Raw genomic sequence first — 22187 nt, 5'->3', positions numbered from 1 at the left:
ATGGCCGTTGAAAGCCCTCGACGAACTGACCTTCGACAATCGCTTCGCCCGCCTGGGCGACGCGTTCTCAACCCATGTGCTGCCCGAGCCCATCGCCGCGCCACGCTTGGTGGTCGCCAGCCCCGCCGCCATGGCGCTGCTGGACCTGGACCCGGCCGCGGCCGAAACGCCGGTGTTCGCCGAGCTGTTCGGTGGCCACAAGTTCTGGGCCGAAGCCGAGCCTCGGGCAATGGTCTATTCCGGGCATCAGTTCGGCTCTTACAACCCGCAACTGGGCGACGGTCGCGGCCTGTTACTGGGCGAGGTCTATAACGAAGCCGGTGAACATTGGGACCTGCACCTCAAGGGCGCCGGCCAGACGCCTTACTCGCGCATGGGTGATGGGCGGGCGGTGCTGCGTTCGTCGATCCGCGAGTTTCTCGCCTCCGAAGCCTTGCATGCCCTGAACATTCCCACCACTCGCGCGCTGTGCGTGATCGGCTCCGACACGCCCGTCTGGCGCGAGAAACAGGAACGCGCGGCCATGGTCTTGCGCCTGGCACCGAGCCATGTGCGCTTCGGGCATTTCGAATTTTTCTACTACACCAAGCGCCCCGAGCAACAGAAAGAACTCGGCAACCATGTGCTGGCCATGCATTTCCCGCATTGCCTGGAACAGCCGGAACCGTACCTGGCGATGTTCCGCGAAATCGTCGAGCGCAACGCCGAGCTGATCGCCAAATGGCAGGCCTATGGGTTCTGCCACGGCGTGATGAACACTGACAACATGTCGATCCTGGGCATCACCTTCGACTTCGGCCCGTTCGCCTTCCTCGACGACTTCGACGCCCACTTCATCTGTAACCACTCCGATGACCAAGGCCGTTACTCCTTCAGCAACCAGGTGCCGATTGGCCAGTGGAACCTCAGCGCCCTCGCCCAGGCCCTGACGCCGTTCATCAGCGTCGAAGCCCTGCGCGAAACCCTCGGCCTGTACCTGCCGCTGTTTCAGGCCCACTACCTGGACCTGATGCGCCGCCGCCTCGGTTTCACCACTGCCGAAGACGACGACCAGAAACTGCTGGAACACTTGCTGCAACTGATGCAGAACAGCGGCGTCGACTACAGCCTGTTCTTCCGCCGCCTCGGCGATCAGTCACCCGAACTGGCCGTCGCCCGTTTGCGCGATGACTTCGTCGACATCAAAGGCTTCGATGCATGGGGCGCGCTCTACATCGCCCGGGTTGGCCGTGAAGGCGTAGTTGACCAGGAACAGCGCCGCAAACGCATGCATGCGGTCAATCCGCTGTACATCCTGCGTAACTATCTGGCGCAGAAAGCCATCGATGCGGCGGAAAGCGGCGACTATGCGGAAGTTCGTCGTTTGCACGCAGTATTGAGCAATCCGTTCGAGGAACAACCTGGAATGGAGAGTTATGCCGAGCGGCCACCGGAGTGGGGTAAGCATTTGGAGATCAGTTGTTCGTCGTAGACGGGTCAGATAAACGTCTCCACTGATACACCAAAGCGTTCGGCTAACCAGCGGATCTGCCGCAGGTTGAGCTGACGCTTGCCGCTCAATATCTCGGAAACCACCGACTGAGTGCCAACGCCGGGCAGTTCGCTCTGGCTGAGGCCGTGTTCGCGCATCATATAGCCGAGAACCTCTGCACCAGAGGCCTCGCGCATGGGGTGATGCTTGCGATCCCACTCCGCAATCCAGTCACCGATGATATCCACCAAGCTCATCAACGGGTGCGACTCATCATCCCCGGTCATCTCAAGCAATTCATCGAGTGCCTGCGCCAACCTGTCGTAGTCGTCTTCGTTTTTCGGTTTTCGAAGCAATGGCGAGACGAACTCCCAATGCTCGGCAGCCTTTTTGATCAGAACACTCATGACCTTCCCTCCTTCCATTTACCGCGGTCATATTCGCGGTGATCCAGCACATGCTTGATATAAAGCTTTTGAGACCGATACCTGACGAAAGCGATCAGCCGCAACTTGTTGCCACCGATGTCGAACACATGAAACTCGCCGACTTTGTCAGTCGCGGGGAAAATCGACTTCATCGCCGCGAAGTCTCTTGGGTTACTCCCTTTGGCAAGTCGATACCACTGCTCCAGTGCATTGGCTGCCCGCGGCCACTTTTCCTTGGCCTCACGGACTGGTTTTTCGGTGAACACATGCATGCAACATCCTTATCGCATTCTGCTATGGAGATTAATCACAGATAAAAAATATCGCAAGTTGCGATAATTCTAAGCAGACCAACGGTGTCGCTCAGTACAACCCAGCCTAGTTACATCGCAGGTCGCTGCACGATTGAAAACATGAGCAAACGTCTCCAAATAGAAGTAATCGGCTTCTTAACAGGACCATCCTCATGACTGACCCACTCCTCATCCCCTGCCCCCACTGCAACGGGCTGAATCGCATTCCCGCCGAGCGTCTCAATGACCACCCAAAGTGCGGCCGCTGCAAGGCCGAAGTCCTGCTCAACAAGCCATTCGAGTTGAAGCAAGGCGATTACGCCAGTCAGATCAAGGGCGACCTGCCGTTGCTGGTGGATGTGTGGGCGGACTGGTGCGGGCCGTGCAAGTCGTTTGCGCCGGTGTTCGAGCAAGCGGCGGGTCAGTTGGCGGGCAAGTGTCGGTTGGCCAAGCTGGACAGCGAGGCGAATCAGCAATTGTCGGCACAGCTGGGGATTCGCTCGATTCCGAGCCTGATTCTGTTCAAGAACGGCCGGGAAGTGGCTCGCCAGAGCGGGGCCTTCCCGTTGCCGCAGTTGATGAGCTGGCTGCGTAGCCAAGGGATTTAGAGCCACCACAAATAAATGTGGGAGCGAGCCTGCTCGCGAAGAGGGTTTCACATTCAACATCTCTGTTGACTGGACTTCCGCTTTCGCGAGCAGGCTCGCTCCCACAGTGGTTCGGTGTTGTTTGCAGGAATCAGGCGTTTTCGAGAAGGTTGTGCAGGTCGACGAACTGCTGGGTCAGCTTGTGCCGCGGGTCGAGGTGGATCAGCGGCGTGTTGGCCTGGTGGGATTCGCGCATGCGCACCGAGCTTGCCAGGTACACCGGCAACACCGGTAGCCCTTCGGCGATCAGTTCGTCGAGGATTTGCTGAGGCAAACTGGCGCGTGCCTGGAACTGGTTGACGACGATGCCTTCAACTTCCAGCCCTTCGTTGTGGTCCTCCTTCAACTCTTCGATTTCCGCCAGCAGGCCATACAGCGCCTGACGCGAGAAACTGTCGCAGTCGAAGGGAATCAATACACGATCAGCGGCGATCAAGGCCGAGACGGCATAGAAATTCAGTGCTGGCGGTGTATCGAGGTATATTCGGTCGTAATCGCCGTCCAGCTCCTCGAGCAATTTTCGCAGTTTGTTGATCTTGTGCTTGGCCTCAAGCTTGGGCTGCAAGTCAGCCAGCTCGGCGGTGGCGGTGACGACGTGAAGGTTGTCGAATGGGGTTTCGTAGATATCGACCTGGTTTTTCTTCGAGAACGGTCCGGAGGACAGGGTTTGCTTGAAGAAGTCAGCGATCCCCATCGGGATATCATCACCGGTGAGTCCCGTCAGGTATTGAGTGGAGTTGGCCTGAGCATCGAGATCCACCAACAGCGTACGATAGCCTTCGCTGGCGCTGACCGCCGCCAGATTACAGGCAATGCTTGACTTGCCCACGCCACCTTTCTGATTGAACACCACGCGCCGCATGTCAAAACCTCCGTGTATCAAAGAATGACCGAGTGTAGTAGTCCACGGCGCTGCTTAGCTACCTCGCCGGCATCGGGACTACACAGTCATTGGTAAATATCCGTCGGAAGAAGCCGCCAACTCGTCCATTGACAGCCGATAGAGCCGACAGACATGTCCGCTGCAACGTGGATAATGGCCAAACGACAGTTTTTTCGCGAACCAGACGGTACATTTCGTTGCGCAAAATGTAACCAGCATTTGCTACACGCCCGCCGCACCGGGATAATGCGCACCACTCGGCGTTAAGCGCCACGTAAGGTCAGCCGCGATTTCTGCGACTCACCGCGTCAAGGAAGCCCGCAGGGGCGGGATGAATGTCTGTGATCAATTTCAACATCGCCCAATGGCGCGCGTGGGCCCCTGGGCTTGAAAGCGTGGATGATTGGCAGGCCTGGAGCCGACAACCGGTCGTGCTCGAGCCCAGCGATGCCGCCCCCGATGTGTCGTTTTTGCCGGCTATGCAGCGTCGGCGACTCAGCCGTCTGGCGCGGATGGCATTCAGCGTTGGCTGGCCGTTGGCTGATGGTCGCCAGGACCTACCGCTGGTCTTTATTTCCCGCCACGGCGAAACCCCGCGCACTTTCGAAATTCTCAGCGATCTGGCGACTGACCAACCGTTGTCGCCCACTCAGTTCAGCTTGTCGGTGCACAACGCGGTCATCGGCCTATGGTCGATCATGCGCGGCGAAACCAGCGAAATGACCGCCCTCGCTGCGGCCGGTGATGGCCTTGAACACGGCATGCTAGAGGCGGCGGCATTGCTTGATGAAGGAGCGCCTGCGGTACTGCTGGTAGTGACGGAAGAGCAACCGCCCGCGGCCTACTCGGCCTGGATCGACGACGTGCCATTCCCTTATGCGGTCGGCCTGCTGATTACGCCCGGCAATCAGTGGCAGCTGTCGCTGAACAGCACCTCGCAAGCGTTGTCCAAAGCCCACTGGCCCCATGCCCTGAATCTGTTGCGTACCCTGCTCGGCCAGCAGACCACCTGCCAACATGCCTGGAAAAATCGTCTATGGACCTGGCAACGCAACCTGTAACCGATAAAAACCGCGACGCCTATTACTGGCGCCTGCTGGCCACTGCCGCAAGCTTCACCCTGTTCGGGTTGGGCGGGCTATGCCTGCGACTGGTGGTGTTCCCGCTGTTGAGTTGCTTGCCGGGAAACGCCCAGGCCCATCGTCAGCGGGCACGACAGACGGTGAGCCGCTGTTTCTGGTTTTTCATTCGGTTCATGGCTCGCACTGGCGTGCTGACTTATGACATTCAGGGTGCGGAAAAGCTTGGGCGGCCAGGCCAGATGATCGTCGCCAATCACCCTTCGCTGATCGATGTGGTGTTTTTGATCGGCCTGGTAGGCCACGCCAACTGCGTGGTCAAGAAAAGCCTCTGGGAAAATCCGTTCACCCGCAGCCCACTACGTCGCACCGATTACATCAGCAACGACGGCAGCATGGACATGCTCGACGCCGCTGCCGACGCGCTGAAAAGCGGTCAGACCCTGATCATTTTCCCCGAGGGCACCCGCACTCAACCCGGCAAACCACCGGCATTTCATCGGGGGGGCGCGGCAATCGCTGTGCGCGGTGCGAAAATCCTCACCCCGGTGATCATCAAGGTCAGCCCGAGCACATTAACCAAGGCCGAACCCTGGTATCGGATCCCCAAACGCCGCGTGCACTTCAGTTTTCGTGTCGGGGCCGATATAGACCCACAGGCCTTCGCTACGCAGGGGCCCGCGCCCCAAGCCTCGCGCAAGCTCAATGATTATTTGCACCATTACTTTATTAAGGAGCTCGCCGAAGATGAGCGATCTACACCGTGAAATCAAAGAACTGATCATTGACGCCCTGGGCCTCGAAGACATCAGCGTCGAAGACATTGGCGATGACCAGACACTGTTCGGCGAAGGCTTGGGCCTGGACTCGGTAGACGCCCTGGAACTCGGTCTGGCGATTCAGAAAAAGTACGGTATCAAAATCGATGCCGACGCCAAGGACACCCGTAATCACTTCACCAACGTGGCGAGCCTTGCGGCGTTCGTCACTGCAAAACAGGCAGCTTGAGACCGGACCATGCAAACTCGTGACGATATTTTCAATACCCTGCGCGATGCTCTGGTCGAACTCTTCGAGCTGGAGCCCGAGCGCATCAGCCTGGGGTCCAACCTGTATCAGGATCTGGAAATCGACAGCATCGATGCGGTCGATCTGATCGATCACATCAAACGCCAGACAGGCAAGAAAATCGCCGCCGAAGAATTCAAATCGGTGCGTACCGTCAGCGACGTGGTCGAGGCGGTCTACCGTCTGGTTCAACCCGCCGCATGAGCCGATTGATCGGCCTGGGCCTGCTGCTGGCAGGCCTGTTGTACCCCTTTGCGGTGTATTTCGGCATGGAGCATTTTGCCCCGTGGCAGTTCGGTCTGCTGCTGGGTAGCCTGTGGCTGGCGCGAGCGCTGACCGGCGAGCGGCGCCCCGGAAGCCTGTGGATGGCCACGGTCGCCATCGGGTTTTGCCTGCTGCTGGCGCTATTCGACAGCCCGGTGCTGCTGCGCTGGTACCCGGTGCTGATCAGCGCGTTCATGTTGGTGCTGTTCGGCCTGAGCCTGAAATACGGCCCACCGATGATCGAACGCCTGGCCCGTCTGCGAGAGCCGGAATTACCGGCCAGGGCCATTCGCTACACCCGCCAGGTGACGATTGCCTGGAGCGTGTTTTTTCTCTGCAACGGCTTGTGCGCCGCCGCCCTGACCCTTTGGGCGCCGCTGAGTTGGTGGATGTTGTACACCGGCCTGATCTCCTACGGATTGATCGGCCTGATGTTTGCCATTGAATGGCTGATACGACAACGGGTAAGAGGCCGCCCATGAATTGGATAACACTTGAGCAACTGTTGCTCAAAGCTCAGCCGGACCGAGCCGTGACGGTGCAACCTGCGTTAAATCACGCGCAATTGTGCGAACAGGCCCTGAGCCTGGCTGCCGGCCTGCAAGCGCAAGGCGTACAGCGCATCGCCGTGCACCTTGAGGACGCTGCCGACCTGGCCATTGCCCTGCTCGGCGCCTGGCGTGCCGGGGTCAGCGTGCTGCTGCCCGCCGACCTGCAAGCGCAGACTCGCCAGCGCTGGTCGATCGAGGTCGATCTGTGGCTGACCGATCAGGCCGACGATGCTCATTTGAGCGATTATCAGCATCCACCGCTGCCGGCCAGCCCGCTGGATCTGGATCGCTGTCAGCTGAGCCTGTGCACCTCCGGCTCCAGTGGCGAACCCAAGCGCATCGACAAAACCCTGCGCCAACTGGCCAATGAAGTCAAAGCGCTGGAGCACCTGTGGGGCGCAGATTTGGGCGAGGCCTGCATCATCGGCAGCGTCGCCACCCAGCACATCTACGGGTTGCTGTTTCGGGTGCTGTGGCCGTTGTGCGCCGGGCGCTCGTTCGTGCGTAAACAACTGGCCTTCCCGGAAGACCTGCAACGCGCCAGCCGCGAACACTCGGCCTTCGCCTGGGTCGCCAGCCCGGCACTGCTCAAACGCATGGGCGACAACCTCGACTGGCCAGCGCTGAGCGCGGTGCGCCGAGTGTTTTCCTCCGGTGGCGCGTTGCCCGCCGATGCGGCGCAAAGCCTGCATGAGCGCCTGCAACAATGGCCGACAGAAATCTTCGGCAGCTCGGAAACCGGCGGCATCGCCTGGCGTCAGGGCCAGAATCTCTGGCAGCCCTTCGCCGAGGTTGCGCTGAGCCAGGACAGCGATGGCGCCTTGCTTATCGCCTCACCGTACTTGCCGGCCGGCCATATCGAACACACCGCCGATGCCGCGCGCATCGCCGCCGACGGCCGTTTCGAGCTGTTGGGACGGCTGGACCGAATCGTCAAACTGGAAGAAAAACGTATCTCGCTACCGATGCTCGAACAAGCGCTGATGACCCATGAGTGGGTCGCTGAAGCGCGGCTTGGCGTCGTCCAGGAAAACCGTGCTTCGCTGGGCGCGCTGCTGGTGTTGAGCGAGCAGGGTTTGCATGCCTTGCGCAATCAGGGTCGACGTACGCTTACTCAGGAGTTGCGCCAACACCTGAGCCAGCATTGCGAAGCACTCGCCCTGCCCCGTCGCTGGCGCCTGTTGCGACAATTGCCACTGAACGCTCAAGGTAAACTGCCTCAGGCCGACGTGGAGACCATATTGCTGGCGCCACGCCCAAAGGCGCCGGAAGTGCTGGAGCAGATCGACACCGATGGCGAGTGGAGCCTGCAACTGGCCGTCCCGCCAGACCTGGCGTATTTCAGCGGGCATTTCCCTCAGACACCGGTATTGCCCGGCGTGGTGCAGGTGGATTGGGCGCTGAGCCTGGGTCAGCAATTGATGGATCTGCCGGCAAAATTCGCCGGTATGGAAGTGCTGAAATTCCAGCAACTGGTGCGCCCCGGTGATGAAATCCAGTTGCACCTGCGCTTCGACTCGGCGCGCAGCAAATTGTATTTCGCCTATCGCAATGAAACCGCCACCTGCTCAAGTGGGCGGATTTTGCTGGAGGCTGCCAGCGATGCATAACTTTGGTGAGTGCTACGCACTCAATCGCGAGCAGGCTCGCTCCCACATTGGATCTCTGTTAAACACGATTTCCCTGTGGGAGCGAGCCTGCTCGCGATGCAGACACCTCGATCCTTCAGATGCACGCCATCATGCATAACCCCTGCGCCGTAATCCCGGTCTACAACCACGAAACCGCAATCACTGCCGTGGTCGATGCCCTGCTTGCCAGTGGCCTGCCTTGCATTCTAGTGGACGATGCCAGCAGTCCGGCCTGCGCCAAGGTACTTGATCAACTGGCCCTGCGTGACCGGGTTTACCTGATCAGGCTCACCGTCAATCAAGGCAAGGGCGGCGCGGTGATGACCGGTTTGCGCGAAGCTTCGCGCCTGGGCTTCAGCCACGCCTTGCAGGTGGACGCTGACGGCCAGCACGACCTGCAAGACGTCAAAGTCTTCATCGAGCATTCGCGCGCTAATCCCGAGGCGGTGATCTGCGGCTATCCGCAATACGACGACAGCGTGCCGAAGGGCCGTTTGTACGCCCGCTACCTGACGCACGTCATGGTGTGGATCAACACCCTGTCATTGCAGATTCGCGACTCCATGTGCGGCTTTCGCGTCTATCCATTGCCACCAACACTGGCACTGATCGACTCGGCCAGGATTGGTAAACGCATGGACTTCGACTCCGACATCCTGGTGCGCCTTGCCTGGCGCAATATGCCAATGCAGTGGCTGAAAACCAAGGTCCATTACCCCTTGGATGGCGTCTCGCATTTCCGCCTGTTCCACGACAATGTACTGATTTCGAGCATGCACACCCGGCTGTTCTTCGGCATGTTGCTGCGCGCACCGGTGATCCTCTGGCGACGGTGGCGAGCATGAGCGACAACGCAGACAAACAGCATTGGGCCGACCGCCAGGAGCGCGGCAGTTTCTGGTTGATGAAGTTCACCGCGCTCTGCGCAAAAGTCTTGGGTCGCCGACTGTTGAGCCCGCTGCTGTACGGCATCGTGCTGTATTTTTTCCTGTTCGGACGCAGCGCCCGCCAAAGCGCCTGGCAATACCAGCAGCGGCTTGCCGACTGGAGCGGTCGTAGCGAATTGCGCCCGAGCCATTGGCGGGTGTTCGGCCAGTTCATGGCGTTCGCCGACTCTATGCTCGACAAGCTCGATGTGTGGAACGGCAAGCTGAGCATCGATCAAATCGAAATCATCGACCCGGCGCTGCTGCGCAATAAACTGCGCGGTACACGCGGGCAAATGCTGGTGGGCGCACACCTGGGCAATCTCGAGGTCTGCCGGGCGCTGGCCGAGATCGGTGAGAAAGTCACCATGAACGTGCTGGTGCACACCAAGCACGCCGAACAATTCAACCGTCTGCTGGGCGAAGCCGGGGCGACCAATCTGCGGCTGATCCAGGTCAGCGAGCTGGACCCGGTGATCATGCTGCAACTGCATGAACGCCTGGAGCGCGGCGAATGGCTGGCGATTGCCGGCGACCGCGTGCCGCTGCATGGCGGACGCAGCGTGAGCGTGGATTTCCTCGGCCATCAAGCCGCGTTTCCTCAGGGCCCATGGTTGCTGGCCGGTCTGCTGAAATGCCCGATCAACCTGATGCTGTGCCTGAAGAAACCCACTGGCGACTATCGACTGACCCTCGAACCGTTCGCCGACGCCATCGTGTGGAAACGCAGCGACCGCGAACAGGTCATTCATCAGTGGGCCTCCCGCTACGCCGAACGCCTGAGTCACTATTGCCTTGAAGCGCCCCAACAATGGTTCAACTTTTACCCTTTCTGGAAGACCGATGACGACGCCAACGCTTGAGCCGGTAACCTTCGGCGAACTCCCTTTGTGCATCGAGGACGTGTTAGCCCTGGCCAACCGCCAGGTGCCGACGCAGTTGCAGGGCGACCCCGAGTTTCGCCAGCGCATCGCCAAGGGGCCGCAGTTCCTTGACTCCCTGTTGGACAAGGAAGGCGTGATTTACGGTGTGACCACCGGTTATGGCGATTCCTGTGTGGTGGCGGTGCCGCTGCACCACGTCGAAGCTCTGCCCCGTCACTTGTATACCTTCCACGGCTGCGGCCTGGGCAAACTGCTCGACGCCCAAGCCACCCGCGCGGTGCTGGCGGCGCGTTTGCAATCGCTTTGCTACGGCGTTTCCGGGGTACGCGTGGAACTGCTGGAGCGTCTGCAAGCCTTCCTCGAACACGACATTCTGCCGCTGATTCCGGAAGAAGGTTCGGTGGGCGCCAGTGGTGATCTGACGCCGCTGTCCTACGTCGCCGCGACCTTGTCCGGCGAGCGCGAAGTGATGTTCCGTGGTGAGCGTCGACAAGCCGCCGATGTGCACAGCGAACTGGGCTGGGAACCGCTGGTATTGCGCCCCAAAGAAGCGCTGGCGCTGATGAACGGCACCGCCGTGATGACCGGCCTCGCTTGCCTGGCTTATGCCCGCGCTGATTACCTGCTGCAACTGGCCACGCGCATCACCGCGCTGAACGTGGTCGCTTTGCAGGGCAACCCGGAACACTTCGACGAGCGCCTGTTCGCCGCCAAACCCCATCCAGGGCAGATGCAAGTCGCCGCATGGTTGCGCAAGGACCTGGCGATCGATGCGCCGACCGCGCCGCTGCATCGCCTGCAAGACCGTTATTCCCTGCGTTGTGCGCCGCACGTGCTCGGTGTGCTGGCCGACAGCCTGAACTGGCTGCGCTCGTTCATCGAGATCGAACTCAACAGCGCCAACGACAACCCGATCATCGACGCCGAAGCCGAACGCGTACTGCACGGTGGGCACTTCTACGGCGGCCATATCGCCTTCGCCATGGACAGCCTGAAAACCCTGGTGGCCAACGTCGCCGACTTGCTCGACCGTCAGCTCGCACTGTTGGTGGACGAGCGTTACAACCATGGCTTGCCGAGCAACCTGTCCGGCGCCACCGCCGACCGCGCGATGCTCAACCACGGCTTCAAGGCCGTGCAGATCGGCACCAGCGCCTGGACCGCCGAAGCGCTGAAAAACACCATGCCGGCCAGCGTCTTCTCGCGCTCCACCGAGTGCCACAACCAGGACAAAGTCAGCATGGGCACCATCGCCGCCCGCGACGCCATCCGCGTGCTGGAGCTGACCGAACAGGTCGCCGCTGCCACCTTGCTCGCCGCCAATCAGGGCGTCTGGCTGCGCGGCCGGGCTGAAGACGCGCGCCCACTGCCACCGGCCCTGGCCGCGATGCACGAAGAATTGGCCAAGGACTTCCCGCCGGTCATCGAAGACCGTGCGCTGGAAGGTGAATTGCGCCTGTGCCTGCAACGCATCGCCGAACAACACTGGAGGCTGCATGCGTAGCAAGGGAGTGCTTCACACCGACACGGAAATCCTCGTACCGTTCTTTGACGTCGACACCATGAACGTGGTCTGGCACGGCCATTACGTCAAATACCTGGAAGTCGCCCGCTGTGCGCTGCTGGACAAGATCGGCCACAACTACGACGCCATGGTGGCGTCGGGTTACGCGTGGCCGGTGATCGACTTGCAGCTGCGCTATGTGCGCGGTGCCGTGTTCGGCCAGATGCTGAATGTGCGCGCCAGCCTGGTGGAGTGGGAAAACCGCCTGAAGATCACCTATCTGATCAGCGATCTGGCCACCGGCGAGCGCCTGACCCGCGCCTGTTCCGTGCAGGTCGCCGTCGACATGAGCAGCCGCGAAATGCAGCTGGCCTCACCGAAGGTGTTCACCGACGCGGTTGAAAGGATGCTGCCATGAATTCGCTGCTCAAATGCCTCGGCGCCTTCGCGTTGCTCGGGCTTTCATCATTGGCGCAAGCCTTCGATCTGCAACAGCTCAGCGATCAACTGGCCAAACCCGATGTGATCCACGGCAGCTTCATCCAGGAAAAACACCTGCGCGCCCTGCCCCAGCCGCTGACCAGCAAGGGCTCCTTCGTTCTGGCAAAAAACCATGGTCTGCTCTGGCTGCTGAAAACCCCGCTGCAACAGGACTACCGCATCAGCGACAAGGGCATTGCCCGGCGTGATGCCAACGGTTGGCAAATGCTGCCGAACAAGAGCGCCGGCGCCGAGCAGAACCGCTTGTTCCTCGCGGTGCTGCAAGGCGACAGCAGTGGCCTGCAACGGGATTTCGAGCTTTCGCTGAGCGGCGACGCACAAAACTGGAAGCTGACCCTGACCCCGCGTTCGATGCTGCTCAAGCAGGTGTTCAATCAGATCAACATTGACGGTGGCGAACTGGTGCACAGCATCGAGCTGCTCGAAACCCAGGGTGACCGAACCCTGTTGCGCATGCAGGACAGCACCAGCGCACAACCTTTGAGCGATGCGGAGCAACATGACTTTGCCGAGTGAACGGATGCTGCCGCGGCTGTTTCTGATCCTGCTGCTGGCGGTGCTCGCGCTCGCCGGCTGGCAATGGCGCGGCGACACACCACTGTCGGCCAACCTGATGGAATTGGTGCCAGGCACCGCGCCGGACGCCCTGGAACTGCGCGCCGAACAACGCATGCAAGAACCATTGAATCGGGAAATGCTGGTGCTGGTCGGCCATAAAGACCGCCAGCAAGCCATCGCCATGGCGCAAAAGCTGGGCGAGCAATGGCAGGCCAGCGGCGTGTTCGAAAAGGTCCAGTGGAACCTGCAGGCCGACTTGCCGGCGCTACGCACGCAATTGCTGCAAGGCCGCCTGGCGATGCTGTCCGCGGCCGACCGGCAGCAACTCATCGAGCACCCCGACGCCTTTATTCAGCAACGGGTACAAGCCCTGTTCGACCCGTTCACCGGCTTCAGCCTGGTGCCGAGCCAGGACGACTGGCTCGGCCTGACCGGGCGCATCCAGAACAGCCAGCCACAGCACGGCTCTGTGCAACTGGACATCGGCAGCGGTGCGCTGGTTGCCGATGCTGACGGCAAGAGTTGGGTGATGCTGCGGGCGCGAACCGTCGGCAACGCATTCGACATGAACCTGCCGCTGCAAGTGGCTGACCTGCTCCAGCACAGTCGCGAAGAAGCCGCCCGGTCGGATGTGCAACTACTCGCCGCCAGTGGCCTGTTGTATGCCGCCAGCGGTCAACGGCAAGCCGCACGCGAGATGACCTGGGTCGGCGGCGGCGCCACGGTCGGGATTTTGTTGTTGCTGTTGCTGGCCTTCCGGCGCTGGCGGGTGTTGTTGGCATTCGTCCCGGTGCTGGTGGGCATGCTGTTCGGCGCGGTTGCCTGCGTGGCGCTGTTCGGTCACATGCATGTGATGACGCTGGTGTTGGGCTCCAGCCTGATCGGCGTGGCGGTGGATTACCCGCTGCATTACCTGTCCAAAAGCTGGAGCCTGAAACCCTGGCACAGCTGGCCGGCGTTGCGCCTGACCCTGCCGGGGCTGACGCTGAGCCTGATCACCAGTTGCATCGGCTACCTGGCCCTGGCCTGGACGCCGTTCCCGGCCCTGACCCAAATTGCCGTGTTCTCCGCCGCCGGTCTGGTGGGCGCCTATCTGTCGGCAGTGTGCCTGCTGCCAGCGCTGCTCAAGGGCGTGGATCTGCGTCCGGCACAATGGCCGATGCGCATCGCCGAGAAGTTGCTGGAGCTGCGTGAATCGCTGCTGAAATACTTGCGCACGCCGGTACTGCTGGCACTGCTGATCGCCTTCTGTGTCGGCGGTCTGTTGCAGTTGCAGAGCAAAAACGACATTCGCCAATGGGTCGGCACGCCGCAGCAACTGACTGACGAAGCCCAGACCATCGCGCGCATCACCGGCTATCAGCCTACCAGCCAGTTCTTCCTGGTGTGCGCGACCAATCAGCAGGAGTTGCTCGAACGCCTGACGGCACTGAGCGAGCGTCTGGATCAATTGGTCAATCTGGAGAAACTTCAGGGCTATCTGTCGCTCAATCAACTGGTCAGCCAGCCGAGCGAACAGCGCAAAGTGCGTGAAGCACTGAGCAAACTGCCGCAGTTCTGGCAACCGTTGCTCGAACTCGGCGTGCCGGCCGCCGCGTTGCAAGCCGAGTTGGCAACGTTGCAGGCGCTGCCCACCGAAGACATCGACGCAGCGCTGGCCGGCCCATTGGCCGAGCCCTACCGCACCCTGTGGCTGGGACCGACCGATGACGGCGTGGCGGCGATGGTCAGCCTGCAAGGCTTGAACAATCCCACGCTGCTGCGGGTCCAGGCGCTGGACTTGCCGGGTGTGGAACTGGTGGATCGCCTCGGCGAACTGAACCAGGTTTTCGCCGCCACTCAAATCAGCGCCGCTGAACTGAAACTCGCCTCCTGCGTGTTGATCGTGCTGGTGCTGATCCTGCCATTCGGTCTCGGTGGCGCGTTACGCATCGTCTCCCTGCCATTGCTGGCGGCCCTGTGCAGTCTGGCAAGCCTGGGTTGGCTCGGTCAGCCGCTGACATTGTTCAGCCTGTTCGGCCTCTTGCTGGTGACGGCGATCAGCGTCGATTATGCGATCCTCATGCGCGAACAGATCGGTGGTGCTGCGGCGAGCCTGCTGGGCACTTTGCTGGCAGCGGTGACCACCTGGCTGTCGTTCGGCCTGCTGGCGGTGTCCAGCACGCCGGCGGTGAGCAACTTCGGCCTGTCGGTGAGCCTCGGCCTGGCGTTCAGTTTCATTCTGGCGCCGTGGGCCGGACGCCAAGTCCACGCCGCCCCAATCACGGAGCCGGCAGCATGATGGTCGCTGTGTTCTGGTTGATGGCCCTGGTGTTGTTCGCCGTGGCCACCCGTATCGGTCGTCATTTCGGTCTGATTCCGATTGTCAGCCAGTTGCTGCTGGCGACCTTCGGCCTGCCATTGCTGATGTACTTCTGGATCGAACCGGGCTGGCACTTGAGCGGCGCCGACCTGATCTCGCCGGACTGGCTGAAGAACCTCTACAGTCTGAGCTTTGCCTTACTGTTGGGGCACATCCTCAGCGACGTGATTGACCTGCGGCTGGAACGCCAGAGCCTGAAAATCGCCCTGCCGAGTTTCTGCATTCCGTTTGCCTGCGGGCTGGTAACGGCAGTCTGGTTGTTGCCGCCGCAGCCGTGGATCAGCTCGCTGGCGGTCGGTCTGCTGTTCGCCATCACCGCGATTCCCGTGTTGTATCTGTACCTGCGACACATCAACTACCCGCCCGCTGCCACCCGACGCCTGGTGCAGACCGCGATCCTGATCGACCTGACCTGCTGGACCCTGTTCGCGTTCGCCCAAGGCAGCCTGCACCTGAGCAGCCTCTTGCTGCCGCTGGCCGGCGCCTGCCTGCCGTTGTTGCTGCGGCTGCTCGGGTTGCGCCAACCGTTGCTGCACAGCGGCTGCTTCTTCGCGCTGCTGGTGGTCGCCGAACACTTCAAACTCAATGCGCTGATTTTCGGCATCGGCTATCTGCTGTGCATGGCCACGCTCAAGGTGCCATTGGTGCTGCCATTGTCGGCGGCGTGGATGAGCCGTTTGCAAACCTGGATTGCCATCCCGCTGATCCTCACGTTCGGCATCGTGCAGATCAACGTGCACAGCGCCATCGACAGTCTCAGCGGCGTGCAACTGGCCGCGCTCCTGCTGTTGCCGATCGCCAGCAAACTGTTGGGCAACTGGCTGGGCCTCGGCTGGGCTGGCGCCTCGTTTGAAGGTGCCAGCCGCTGGCGGGAAAGCCTGCTGCTGAATATTCGCGGCTTGAGCGAGATCGTCTTTCTCAACCTGCTGCTGCAACAACAGCTCATCAGCCCGGCGCTGTACTTCGCGCTGATGCTGATGGGCCTGATCGCAACCCTGCTGCCGGCACTCGCCGGCATGCACCGAATCCCTTTGAACATCGCCGCCCCGGCAAGGAGCACCCGTGCCAACAGTTGAAATGGAACGTCGTCAGGTACTGGTAATCGGCGCCGGCCCCTCGGGCGCCATCGCCGCCGCGCTGCTCAAGCGTAAAGGTCATGATGTGCTGATGATCGAGCGCCAGCATTTCCCACGGTTTTCCATCGGTGAAAGCCTGCTGTCCCACTGCCTGGATTTCGTCGAAGAAGCCGGCATGCTCGAGGCGGTAAATGCTGCTGGTTTCCAGCGCAAAAACGGTGCAGCGTTCGCTTGGGGCGATCAGTACAGCACCTTCGATTTCGGCGACACCTTCACCAACGGCAAGCCGACCACGTTCCAGGTCACGCGCGCCGACTTCGACAAGCTGCTGGCCGATCAAGCTGAGTTGCAGGGTGTCGATGTCCGTTATGGCGAAGCCATCGTCAGCGCCGATTTCAGCCTGCCGAAACCGCAGCTCGATGTGCTTCGCGAAGACGGCAGTCAATACCGCGTCGAGGCAGACTTCGTGCTCGACGCCAGCGGCTACGGTCGCGTGCTGCCGCGCTTGCTCGATCTTGAAGCACCGTCGAACTTCCCGGTGCGCCAGGCCGTGTTCACCCACGTCGAAGACTGTATCGACAACCCGGCTTTCGACCGGGAGAAAATTCTCATCACCACCCATCCGACCCAGCGTGATATCTGGTTCTGGACCATCCCATTCAGCAACGGCCGTTGCTCGGTGGGCGTAGTGGCGTCTGCCGAACACTTCGAAGGCCGCACCGAGAATCTGGACGATTGCCTGCGCGGCTTTATCGCTGAAACCCCAAGCCTGGCCGGTGTGCTGAACAACGCCGTGTGGGATACGCCCGCGCGGACCATCGGCGGCTATTCTGCCAACGTCAAAACCCTGCACGGCAAAGGTTTCGCTCTGTTGGGCAACGCGGCGGAATTTCTCGACCCGGTGTTCTCTTCCGGTGTGACCATCGCCATGCGTTCGGCGAGCATGGCCGCCGGGGTGCTGCACCGCCAATTGCAAGGTGAAAGCGTCGACTGGCAGACCGAGTTCGCCGAACCGCTCAAGCGCGGCGTCGACACCTTCCGTTGCTACGTCGAAGGCTGGTACGCCGGGACCTTTCAGGATGTGATTTTCTATCAGGGCGGCGCAGCGGAAATCCGCCGCATGATCAGCTCGATCCTCGCGGGTTACGCCTGGGATGAACGCAACCCGTTTGTCAGCGAACCCAAACGTCGACTGCGGATGATTTCGGACCTGTGCGCCCAGGATCCGACATGAGTTACTTGAGCGACAACTATGTCGAAGAAACCCGTTTCGGTTTCTGGTTTCTGCGCAGTCACACCTGGCAGCACCATGTATTGCGAGTGGCGATCAATGATTTGCGCGACCTGTTCAGCGCGCCATTGCCCGACAACCCGGTATTGCTGGATGCCGGTTGCGGCCAGGGCAAATCGTTCCAGTACCTGCGCCAGACCTTCGCGCCTCGGCGCCTGATCGGGCTGGATGCCGACCCTCACAGCCTGAACCTGAGCGGCGAAGAAGCGGCTCGCCAGGGCATGGATGTAGAACTCATCGGCAGTGACTGCGCGAACATCAAAGTGCCGGACGCCAGCGTCGATCTGCTGTTCTGTCACCAGACCTTCCATCACCTTGTCGAGCAGGATCAGGCCCTGGCCGAGTTCTATCGGGTGCTCAAGCCGGGCGGCTATTTGCTGTTCGCCGAGTCCACCGAGGCTTACATTGATACATGGGTGATTCGTTGGCTGTTCCGCCACCCGATGCACGTGCAGAAGAGCGCCGCCGGCTACCTGGAGATGATTCGTCGGCAGGGTTTTGAATTCGGCGTGCAGAACGTGTCTTACCCTTACTTGTGGTGGAGTCGCGCCAAGGATTTCGGCCTGCTCGAACGCTTCGGCCTGCGCCAGCCCAAAACCTTTGGCCAACGGGAAGAAACTCTGGTCAATGTAGTCGCGCGCAAGCCTCTTGAAGGGTGTGCCTGATGATCCGTTTCCTGCTTCTGGGTTGCCTCCTGTTGCTGAGCGCTTGCGCCAGCCAGGCACCGCTGCCCGAGCGAACCCCGAACCTGGCGTTGCCGCTGCAACTGCACATCGAACGGCAGATGGCCGAACAGCGTCAGGACTGGCTACTGGTGATCCAGCGTGAAGGTCCAGGCATTCGCTGGTCGATGATGGACCCTTTGGGGATTCCCGTGGCACGGCAGAAATTGATCGATGGCCAGTGGCAGGCCGACGGCCTGCTGCCGCCCAATCCGGAAGCCCGGGAGCTGTTCGCCGCCTTGTTGTTTGCGTTGACCCCTGCGGGCGAGTTGCATGGCAGCTATCCCGCCGCCCGGCAGGATGGCGGGCAACGGTCATTGTCACCGCGCTGGAACATTCGTTACTCACAACCATTGAGCTTTGAATTGAACGTGTCCCAAGGCCCGCACTATCGCATTACTCCGTTAGGCGAGCACACGCCATGACGGCTTATCTGAACGCCCTCGGGGTGATCTGCGCCTTGGGCCGCGACAAGCAGGAAGTCGCCCGCAACCTGTTTGCCGGCGATTGCTCGGGCATGCGCAGCGAGGCCGGCTGGGTGGTGGAACGCTCGCTGCCGGTCGCGGCGGTGCGCGGTGAGCTGGCGCCGATTCCGGCTGAGCTGGCGCATCAAAGCAGTCGCAACAATCAATTGCTGCTGGAGGCTGCGCTGCAGATCCGCGAAGACATCGAGCAGGCGATCCAGACCTACGGTCGCGACCGTATCGGCGTCATTCTGGGCACCAGCACCTCGGGCATTCACGAGGCCAGCAGCGGTCTGGCCCATTACATCCGAGAGCATCAGTTCCCTGCCGATTATGACTATCAGCAACAGGAACTCGGCGCGCCGGCGACGTTTCTCGCCGACTGGCTGCAATTGAGCGGCCCGGCCTATGTGATTTCCACCGCCTGCACCTCCAGCGCCCGTGCGCTGATGAGTGCTCAACGACTGCTCGATCTGGGCGTGTGCGACGCTGTGTTGTGCGGCGGTGTCGACAGCTTGTGCAAGCTGACCCTCAACGGTTTCTCGGCCCTGGAAGCGGTGTCCGAGCAGCGCTGCAACCCGTTTTCAGCCAACCGCAACGGCATCAATATCGGCGAAGCGGCGGTGCTGTTTCTGATGAGCAAATGCGCCGGCAATAGCCAACCGATTGCCCTGCTCGGCAGTGGCGCCAGTTCCGATGCACACCATATTTCCGCGCCGGAACCGACCGGCCGTGGCGCTCTGCAAGCGATGCGCAAAGCCTTGAGCCGCGCGGGCCTGCAACCGCAGCAGATCGGTTATCTGAACCTGCACGGCACCGCCACGCAACATAACGACGCCATGGAAAGCCTGGCCGTGACGACGCTATTCCCGCAAGGCGTGCCCTGCTCATCGACCAAACCGATGACCGGCCATACCCTCGGCGCTGCCGGTGCCCTGGAGGCGGCGTTCTGCTGGTTGAGCCTGAGCGCGGACAACAGCGAACATGCCTTGCCGCCTCACGTCTGGGACGGCAAGGCCGACCCCGAATTACCGGCCCTGCATTGGGTGACCCCGACCGACCACCTGACGTCCATTGCACCTCGCTACCTGATGAGCAATTCCTTTGCCTTCGGTGGCAATAACGTCAGCCTGATTATCGGAGACGCCCCATGATTGCCTGGCCGCTCGCCGAACTGCTGCCGCATGCTGGCGACATGATCCTCATCGAGCAGATCCTGTCGTTCGATGACGAGCAGATTCACACCCGACTCACCGTCAAACCCGGCGGGCTGTTCAACCGCCCCGACGGCAGCCTGCCGGCCTGGGTCGGCATCGAGCTGATGGCCCAGAGCGTCGCCGCGTACGCCGGCTGCCATGCGCGCCAGAAAGGCAATGCGGTGGAGTTGGGTTTCCTGCTCGGCACCCGAAAATTCGAATGCAACGTGGAACACTTCCCCGCCGGCACCGAGTTGACCATTCATGGGATACGCTCGCTGGAAGACGACAACGGCATGGGTGTGTTCGAATGCCATCTCACCGCCCCCGGCATCCACGCCACCGCCCGGCTGAACGTGTTTCGCCCGCCCCAGGCCGCGCAATATCTTCATGAACCCCAAGGAGTCGAGTGATGACTGAATCCGTACTGGTCACCGGCTCCAGCCGTGGTATCGGCCGCGCCATCGCGTTGCGTCTGGCCCGAGCCGGGCATGACATCGTGCTGCATTGCCGCAGTGGTCTGGCGGACGCCGAAGCCGTCAAGGCCGAAATCGAGGCCCTGGGCCGCAACGCTCGCATTCTGCAATTCGACGTGTCCGACCGTGCCCGTTGCAAAGCTATTCTCGAAGCCGATGTCGAAGCTCATGGCGCCTATTACGGCGTAGTGCTCAACGCTGGCCTGACCCGCGACGGTGCTTTTCCAGCCCTGAGCGAGGAGGATTGGGATCTGGTGATGCGCACCAATCTCGACGGCTTCTACAACGTGCTGCACCCGGTAATGATGCCGATGATCCGTCGTCGCGCCGCCGGACGGATTGTCTGCATTACCTCGGTCTCCGGCCTGATCGGCAATCGCGGGCAAGTCAATTACAGCGCGTCCAAGGCCGGTTTGATCGGCGCAGCCAAGGCGCTGGCGATCGAACTGGGCAAGCGCAAAATCACGGTTAACTGTGTCGCACCCGGCCTGATCGACACGGCGATGCTCGACGAAAACGTGCCGGTGGAAGAACTGATGAAAATGATCCCCGCACAACGCATGGGTACCCCGGAAGAGGTGGCCGGTGCGGTGAATTTCCTGATGTCGGCGGAAGCGTCGTACATCACCCGGCAGGTTCTGGCCGTCAATGGAGGCCTGTGCTGATGAAACGCGTCGTCGTCACCGGCATGGCCGGCATTACCTCACTGGGCAGCGACTGGGACACCATCGCCGGCAACTTCGCCGCCAATCGCAGCGGCATCCGCCGCATGGACGAGTGGGACCGTTTCACTGAACTCAACACGCGCCTGGCCGGGCCGATCGATGACTTCAAGGTGCCAAGCCACTGGACCCGCAAGCAGCTGCGCAGCATGGGCCGCGTCTCGCGCCTGGCCGTGGGCGCGGCTGAACAGGCCTTGACGGACGCCGGTCTGCTGGGTGACGAGTCGATCAAGGACGGACGCATGGGCGTTTCCTGCGGCTCGTCCACCGGCAGCACCGACGAGATCAAGGCGTTCGGCAAAATGCTGCTCAACTCAGTGGCCGAAGGCCTGAACGCCAACTCTTACGTACGAATGATGCCGCACACCACGGCAGCGAATATCAGCATCTTCTTTGGCCTCACCGGCCGACTGATCCCGACCTCCAGCGCCTGCACCAGCGGCAGCCAGGGCATCGGTTATGCCTACGAATCGATCAAGTTCGGCCGCCTGCCGCTGATGCTCGCCGGCGGCGCCGAAGAGCTGTGCCCGACCGAAGCCATGGTGTTCGATGCGCTCTACGCCACCAGCCTGAAAAACGACGCCCCGCAAACCAACCCTCGCCCTTACGACACCGGCCGCGATGGCCTGGTTATCGGTGAAGGCGGCGGCATGCTGGTGCTTGAAGAACTCGAACACGCCCTGGCGCGCGGTGCACATATCCACGCCGAGATCGTGGGTTTCGGCAGCAACGCCGACGGTCAGCACGCCACCCGTCCGGAGCAGCTCACCATGCGGCGGGCCATGGAACTCGCCCTGGAAGACGCCGGACTGCAGCCTTCGGACATCGGCTATGTGAACGGTCATGGCACCGCTACGGAACAGGGCGACATTGCCGAAACACTGGCCACCAGCGCGTTGTTCGGCGAACACATGCCAATCAGTTCGCAGAAGAGTTTCCTCGGTCATACCCTGGGAGCCTGCGGCGCTCTGGAGTCCTGGTTCAGCATCGAAATGATGAACCGCGACCAGTACGTGCATACGTTCAACCTCGATGAGGTCGATCCGCAGTGCGGCAAGCTCGATTACCTGCGCGGTGAATTCCGGCAGATGAGCAACCAGTACGTGATGAACAACAATTTCGCTTTTGGTGGGGTCAACACCTCGTTGATTTTCCGCCGCTGGTCGTAATCGGAATTACTCAGGGTCAAG

General features: G+C 61.2%; 25 protein-coding genes. 22 read left to right on the top strand and 3 right to left on the bottom strand.

The genetic code is table 11. The features are described 5' to 3' along the window. Positions 1–7: 7 nt before the first annotated feature. Positions 8–1471 (top strand): protein adenylyltransferase SelO, encoded by a 1464-nt coding sequence (selO, locus tag KVG95_RS07860; RefSeq protein WP_217855452.1) that lies wholly within the window; start codon positions 8–10, stop codon positions 1469–1471. A gap of 5 nt (positions 1472–1476) precedes the next feature. Here selO and KVG95_RS07855 read toward each other — a convergent pair whose 3' ends face one another. Together KVG95_RS07855 and KVG95_RS07850 are read right to left on the bottom strand one after the other, a co-directional pair. Continuing rightward, on the bottom strand, positions 1477–1878 hold the full coding sequence (locus KVG95_RS07855; protein ID WP_217855450.1) for a helix-turn-helix domain-containing protein: 402 nt from the start codon (positions 1876–1878) through the stop codon (positions 1477–1479). Beyond that, positions 1875–2171, bottom strand: a complete 297-nt coding sequence (locus tag KVG95_RS07850) for a type II toxin-antitoxin system HigB family toxin (RefSeq protein ID WP_123721553.1) — start codon at positions 2169–2171, stop codon at positions 1875–1877. Before KVG95_RS07850 ends, KVG95_RS07855 begins: the two co-directional genes overlap by 4 nt. A gap of 194 nt (positions 2172–2365) precedes the next feature. Between KVG95_RS07850 and trxC the strand changes: the two genes are divergently transcribed. Continuing rightward, the gene (gene trxC / locus KVG95_RS07845) at positions 2366–2800 is read left to right on the top strand and encodes a thioredoxin TrxC (RefSeq protein ID WP_030129872.1); all 435 of its coding nucleotides are present in this window, start codon (positions 2366–2368) and stop codon (positions 2798–2800) included. 130 nt (positions 2801–2930) lie between these two features. Here trxC and KVG95_RS07840 read toward each other — a convergent pair whose 3' ends face one another. Next, positions 2931–3701 carry a ParA family protein gene (locus KVG95_RS07840; protein ID WP_008009127.1) on the bottom strand — a complete coding sequence of 257 codons (771 nt, stop codon included), beginning with the start codon at positions 3699–3701 and terminating at the stop codon, positions 2931–2933. A gap of 356 nt (positions 3702–4057) precedes the next feature. Between KVG95_RS07840 and KVG95_RS07835 the strand changes: the two genes are divergently transcribed. The 20 genes from KVG95_RS07835 to KVG95_RS07740 all read left to right on the top strand — a co-directional run bounded on the left by KVG95_RS07835 (position 4058) and on the right by KVG95_RS07740 (position 22166). Continuing rightward, the gene (locus tag KVG95_RS07835) at positions 4058–4783 is read left to right on the top strand and encodes a beta-ketoacyl synthase chain length factor (RefSeq protein ID WP_052965098.1); all 726 of its coding nucleotides are present in this window, start codon (positions 4058–4060) and stop codon (positions 4781–4783) included. Beyond that, on the top strand, positions 4759–5568 hold the full coding sequence (locus KVG95_RS07830) for a lysophospholipid acyltransferase family protein (protein ID WP_217855448.1): 810 nt from the start codon (positions 4759–4761) through the stop codon (positions 5566–5568). Before KVG95_RS07835 ends, KVG95_RS07830 begins: the two co-directional genes overlap by 25 nt. After that, on the top strand, positions 5549–5809 hold the full coding sequence (locus KVG95_RS07825; protein ID WP_217855446.1) for a phosphopantetheine-binding protein: 261 nt from the start codon (positions 5549–5551) through the stop codon (positions 5807–5809). Before KVG95_RS07830 ends, KVG95_RS07825 begins: the two co-directional genes overlap by 20 nt. A 9-nt stretch (positions 5810–5818) precedes the next feature. Then, entirely contained in the window at positions 5819–6073 is a 255-nt protein-coding gene (locus KVG95_RS07820) for an acyl carrier protein (RefSeq protein WP_007903178.1), read from the top strand. Next, positions 6070–6615 (top strand): COG4648 family protein, encoded by a 546-nt coding sequence (locus KVG95_RS07815; protein ID WP_030129182.1) that lies wholly within the window; start codon positions 6070–6072, stop codon positions 6613–6615. The genes KVG95_RS07820 and KVG95_RS07815 overlap by 4 nt, the downstream gene beginning before the upstream one ends. Further along, positions 6612–8294, top strand: a complete 1683-nt coding sequence (locus KVG95_RS07810; RefSeq protein WP_217855444.1) for an acyl-CoA synthetase family protein — start codon at positions 6612–6614, stop codon at positions 8292–8294. Before KVG95_RS07815 ends, KVG95_RS07810 begins: the two co-directional genes overlap by 4 nt. A 131-nt stretch (positions 8295–8425) precedes the next feature. Beyond that, a complete protein-coding gene (locus KVG95_RS07805; protein WP_217855811.1) occupies positions 8426–9160 on the top strand; it encodes a glycosyltransferase family 2 protein in 735 nt (244 codons plus the stop codon). Next, positions 9157–10104 carry a lysophospholipid acyltransferase family protein gene (locus KVG95_RS07800; RefSeq protein WP_217855442.1) on the top strand — a complete coding sequence of 316 codons (948 nt, stop codon included), beginning with the start codon at positions 9157–9159 and terminating at the stop codon, positions 10102–10104. Before KVG95_RS07805 ends, KVG95_RS07800 begins: the two co-directional genes overlap by 4 nt. Further along, on the top strand, positions 10085–11629 hold the full coding sequence (locus tag KVG95_RS07795) for an HAL/PAL/TAL family ammonia-lyase (RefSeq protein ID WP_217855440.1): 1545 nt from the start codon (positions 10085–10087) through the stop codon (positions 11627–11629). Before KVG95_RS07800 ends, KVG95_RS07795 begins: the two co-directional genes overlap by 20 nt. Further along, positions 11622–12047, top strand: coding sequence for an acyl-CoA thioesterase (locus tag KVG95_RS07790; protein WP_217855437.1), 426 nt, complete (start codon positions 11622–11624; stop codon positions 12045–12047). Before KVG95_RS07795 ends, KVG95_RS07790 begins: the two co-directional genes overlap by 8 nt. Beyond that, positions 12044–12646 (top strand): outer membrane lipoprotein carrier protein LolA, encoded by a 603-nt coding sequence (locus tag KVG95_RS07785; RefSeq protein WP_217855435.1) that lies wholly within the window; start codon positions 12044–12046, stop codon positions 12644–12646. Before KVG95_RS07790 ends, KVG95_RS07785 begins: the two co-directional genes overlap by 4 nt. Then, complete coding sequence (locus KVG95_RS07780; protein ID WP_217855433.1) at positions 12630–14969, top strand: MMPL family transporter; 2340 nt, start codon at positions 12630–12632, stop codon at positions 14967–14969. Before KVG95_RS07785 ends, KVG95_RS07780 begins: the two co-directional genes overlap by 17 nt. Beyond that, a complete protein-coding gene (locus KVG95_RS07775; protein WP_217855431.1) occupies positions 14966–16126 on the top strand; it encodes a sodium:proton antiporter in 1161 nt (386 codons plus the stop codon). Before KVG95_RS07780 ends, KVG95_RS07775 begins: the two co-directional genes overlap by 4 nt. Beyond that, a complete protein-coding gene (locus tag KVG95_RS07770; protein ID WP_217855429.1) occupies positions 16113–17360 on the top strand; it encodes an NAD(P)/FAD-dependent oxidoreductase in 1248 nt (415 codons plus the stop codon). The genes KVG95_RS07775 and KVG95_RS07770 overlap by 14 nt, the downstream gene beginning before the upstream one ends. Further along, a complete protein-coding gene (locus tag KVG95_RS07765; RefSeq protein ID WP_217855427.1) occupies positions 17357–18082 on the top strand; it encodes a class I SAM-dependent methyltransferase in 726 nt (241 codons plus the stop codon). Before KVG95_RS07770 ends, KVG95_RS07765 begins: the two co-directional genes overlap by 4 nt. Then, positions 18082–18564: a DUF3261 domain-containing protein gene (locus KVG95_RS07760; protein ID WP_217855420.1), complete on the top strand. Its 483-nt coding sequence runs from the start codon at positions 18082–18084 to the stop codon at positions 18562–18564. The genes KVG95_RS07765 and KVG95_RS07760 overlap by 1 nt, the downstream gene beginning before the upstream one ends. Next, entirely contained in the window at positions 18561–19757 is a 1197-nt protein-coding gene (locus KVG95_RS07755) for a beta-ketoacyl-[acyl-carrier-protein] synthase family protein (RefSeq protein WP_217855418.1), read from the top strand. Before KVG95_RS07760 ends, KVG95_RS07755 begins: the two co-directional genes overlap by 4 nt. Next, on the top strand, positions 19754–20212 hold the full coding sequence (locus KVG95_RS07750; RefSeq protein WP_008009164.1) for a hotdog family protein: 459 nt from the start codon (positions 19754–19756) through the stop codon (positions 20210–20212). The genes KVG95_RS07755 and KVG95_RS07750 overlap by 4 nt, the downstream gene beginning before the upstream one ends. Beyond that, positions 20212–20940 carry a 3-oxoacyl-ACP reductase FabG gene (fabG, locus tag KVG95_RS07745; protein ID WP_217855416.1) on the top strand — a complete coding sequence of 243 codons (729 nt, stop codon included), beginning with the start codon at positions 20212–20214 and terminating at the stop codon, positions 20938–20940. The genes KVG95_RS07750 and fabG overlap by 1 nt, the downstream gene beginning before the upstream one ends. Continuing rightward, on the top strand, positions 20940–22166 hold the full coding sequence (locus tag KVG95_RS07740; protein ID WP_217855414.1) for a beta-ketoacyl-ACP synthase: 1227 nt from the start codon (positions 20940–20942) through the stop codon (positions 22164–22166). The genes fabG and KVG95_RS07740 overlap by 1 nt, the downstream gene beginning before the upstream one ends. The last annotated feature ends 21 nt before the right edge of the window (positions 22167–22187 follow it).

This window comes from Pseudomonas farris, from assembly GCF_019145235.1.
GTDB classification, from domain to species: Bacteria; Pseudomonadota; Gammaproteobacteria; order Pseudomonadales; family Pseudomonadaceae; genus Aquipseudomonas; species Aquipseudomonas farris.
This window is presented reverse-complemented; position numbering and strand designations above follow the sequence as displayed.

Excerpts from the sequence above, each read along its gene's own strand:
- KVG95_RS07760 (WP_217855420.1), top strand. The coding sequence starts at position 18,082 with ATGATCCGTTTCCTGCTTCTGGGTTGCCTCCTGTTGCTGAGCGCTTGC.
- KVG95_RS07800 (WP_217855442.1), top strand. The coding sequence starts at position 9,157 with ATGAGCGACAACGCAGACAAACAGCATTGGGCCGACCGCCAGGAGCGC.
- KVG95_RS07780 (WP_217855433.1), top strand. The coding sequence starts at position 12,630 with ATGACTTTGCCGAGTGAACGGATGCTGCCGCGGCTGTTTCTGATCCTG.
- KVG95_RS07850 (WP_123721553.1), bottom strand. The coding sequence starts at position 2,171 with ATGCATGTGTTCACCGAAAAACCAGTCCGTGAGGCCAAGGAAAAGTGG.
- trxC (WP_030129872.1), top strand. The coding sequence starts at position 2,366 with ATGACTGACCCACTCCTCATCCCCTGCCCCCACTGCAACGGGCTGAAT.
- KVG95_RS07755 (WP_217855418.1), top strand. The coding sequence starts at position 18,561 with ATGACGGCTTATCTGAACGCCCTCGGGGTGATCTGCGCCTTGGGCCGC.
- KVG95_RS07825 (WP_217855446.1), top strand. The coding sequence starts at position 5,549 with ATGAGCGATCTACACCGTGAAATCAAAGAACTGATCATTGACGCCCTG.
- KVG95_RS07815 (WP_030129182.1), top strand. The coding sequence starts at position 6,070 with ATGAGCCGATTGATCGGCCTGGGCCTGCTGCTGGCAGGCCTGTTGTAC.
- KVG95_RS07805 (WP_217855811.1), top strand. The coding sequence starts at position 8,426 with ATGCATAACCCCTGCGCCGTAATCCCGGTCTACAACCACGAAACCGCA.
- KVG95_RS07830 (WP_217855448.1), top strand. The coding sequence starts at position 4,759 with ATGGACCTGGCAACGCAACCTGTAACCGATAAAAACCGCGACGCCTAT.
- KVG95_RS07835 (WP_052965098.1), top strand. The coding sequence starts at position 4,058 with ATGTCTGTGATCAATTTCAACATCGCCCAATGGCGCGCGTGGGCCCCT.
- KVG95_RS07855 (WP_217855450.1), bottom strand. The coding sequence starts at position 1,878 with ATGAGTGTTCTGATCAAAAAGGCTGCCGAGCATTGGGAGTTCGTCTCG.
- KVG95_RS07795 (WP_217855440.1), top strand. The coding sequence starts at position 10,085 with ATGACGACGCCAACGCTTGAGCCGGTAACCTTCGGCGAACTCCCTTTG.
- KVG95_RS07765 (WP_217855427.1), top strand. The coding sequence starts at position 17,357 with ATGAGTTACTTGAGCGACAACTATGTCGAAGAAACCCGTTTCGGTTTC.
- KVG95_RS07820 (WP_007903178.1), top strand. The coding sequence starts at position 5,819 with ATGCAAACTCGTGACGATATTTTCAATACCCTGCGCGATGCTCTGGTC.
- KVG95_RS07785 (WP_217855435.1), top strand. The coding sequence starts at position 12,044 with ATGAATTCGCTGCTCAAATGCCTCGGCGCCTTCGCGTTGCTCGGGCTT.
- KVG95_RS07750 (WP_008009164.1), top strand. The coding sequence starts at position 19,754 with ATGATTGCCTGGCCGCTCGCCGAACTGCTGCCGCATGCTGGCGACATG.
- KVG95_RS07840 (WP_008009127.1), bottom strand. The coding sequence starts at position 3,701 with ATGCGGCGCGTGGTGTTCAATCAGAAAGGTGGCGTGGGCAAGTCAAGC.
- KVG95_RS07810 (WP_217855444.1), top strand. The coding sequence starts at position 6,612 with ATGAATTGGATAACACTTGAGCAACTGTTGCTCAAAGCTCAGCCGGAC.
- KVG95_RS07790 (WP_217855437.1), top strand. The coding sequence starts at position 11,622 with ATGCGTAGCAAGGGAGTGCTTCACACCGACACGGAAATCCTCGTACCG.
- KVG95_RS07775 (WP_217855431.1), top strand. The coding sequence starts at position 14,966 with ATGATGGTCGCTGTGTTCTGGTTGATGGCCCTGGTGTTGTTCGCCGTG.
- KVG95_RS07740 (WP_217855414.1), top strand. The coding sequence starts at position 20,940 with ATGAAACGCGTCGTCGTCACCGGCATGGCCGGCATTACCTCACTGGGC.
- fabG (WP_217855416.1), top strand. The coding sequence starts at position 20,212 with ATGACTGAATCCGTACTGGTCACCGGCTCCAGCCGTGGTATCGGCCGC.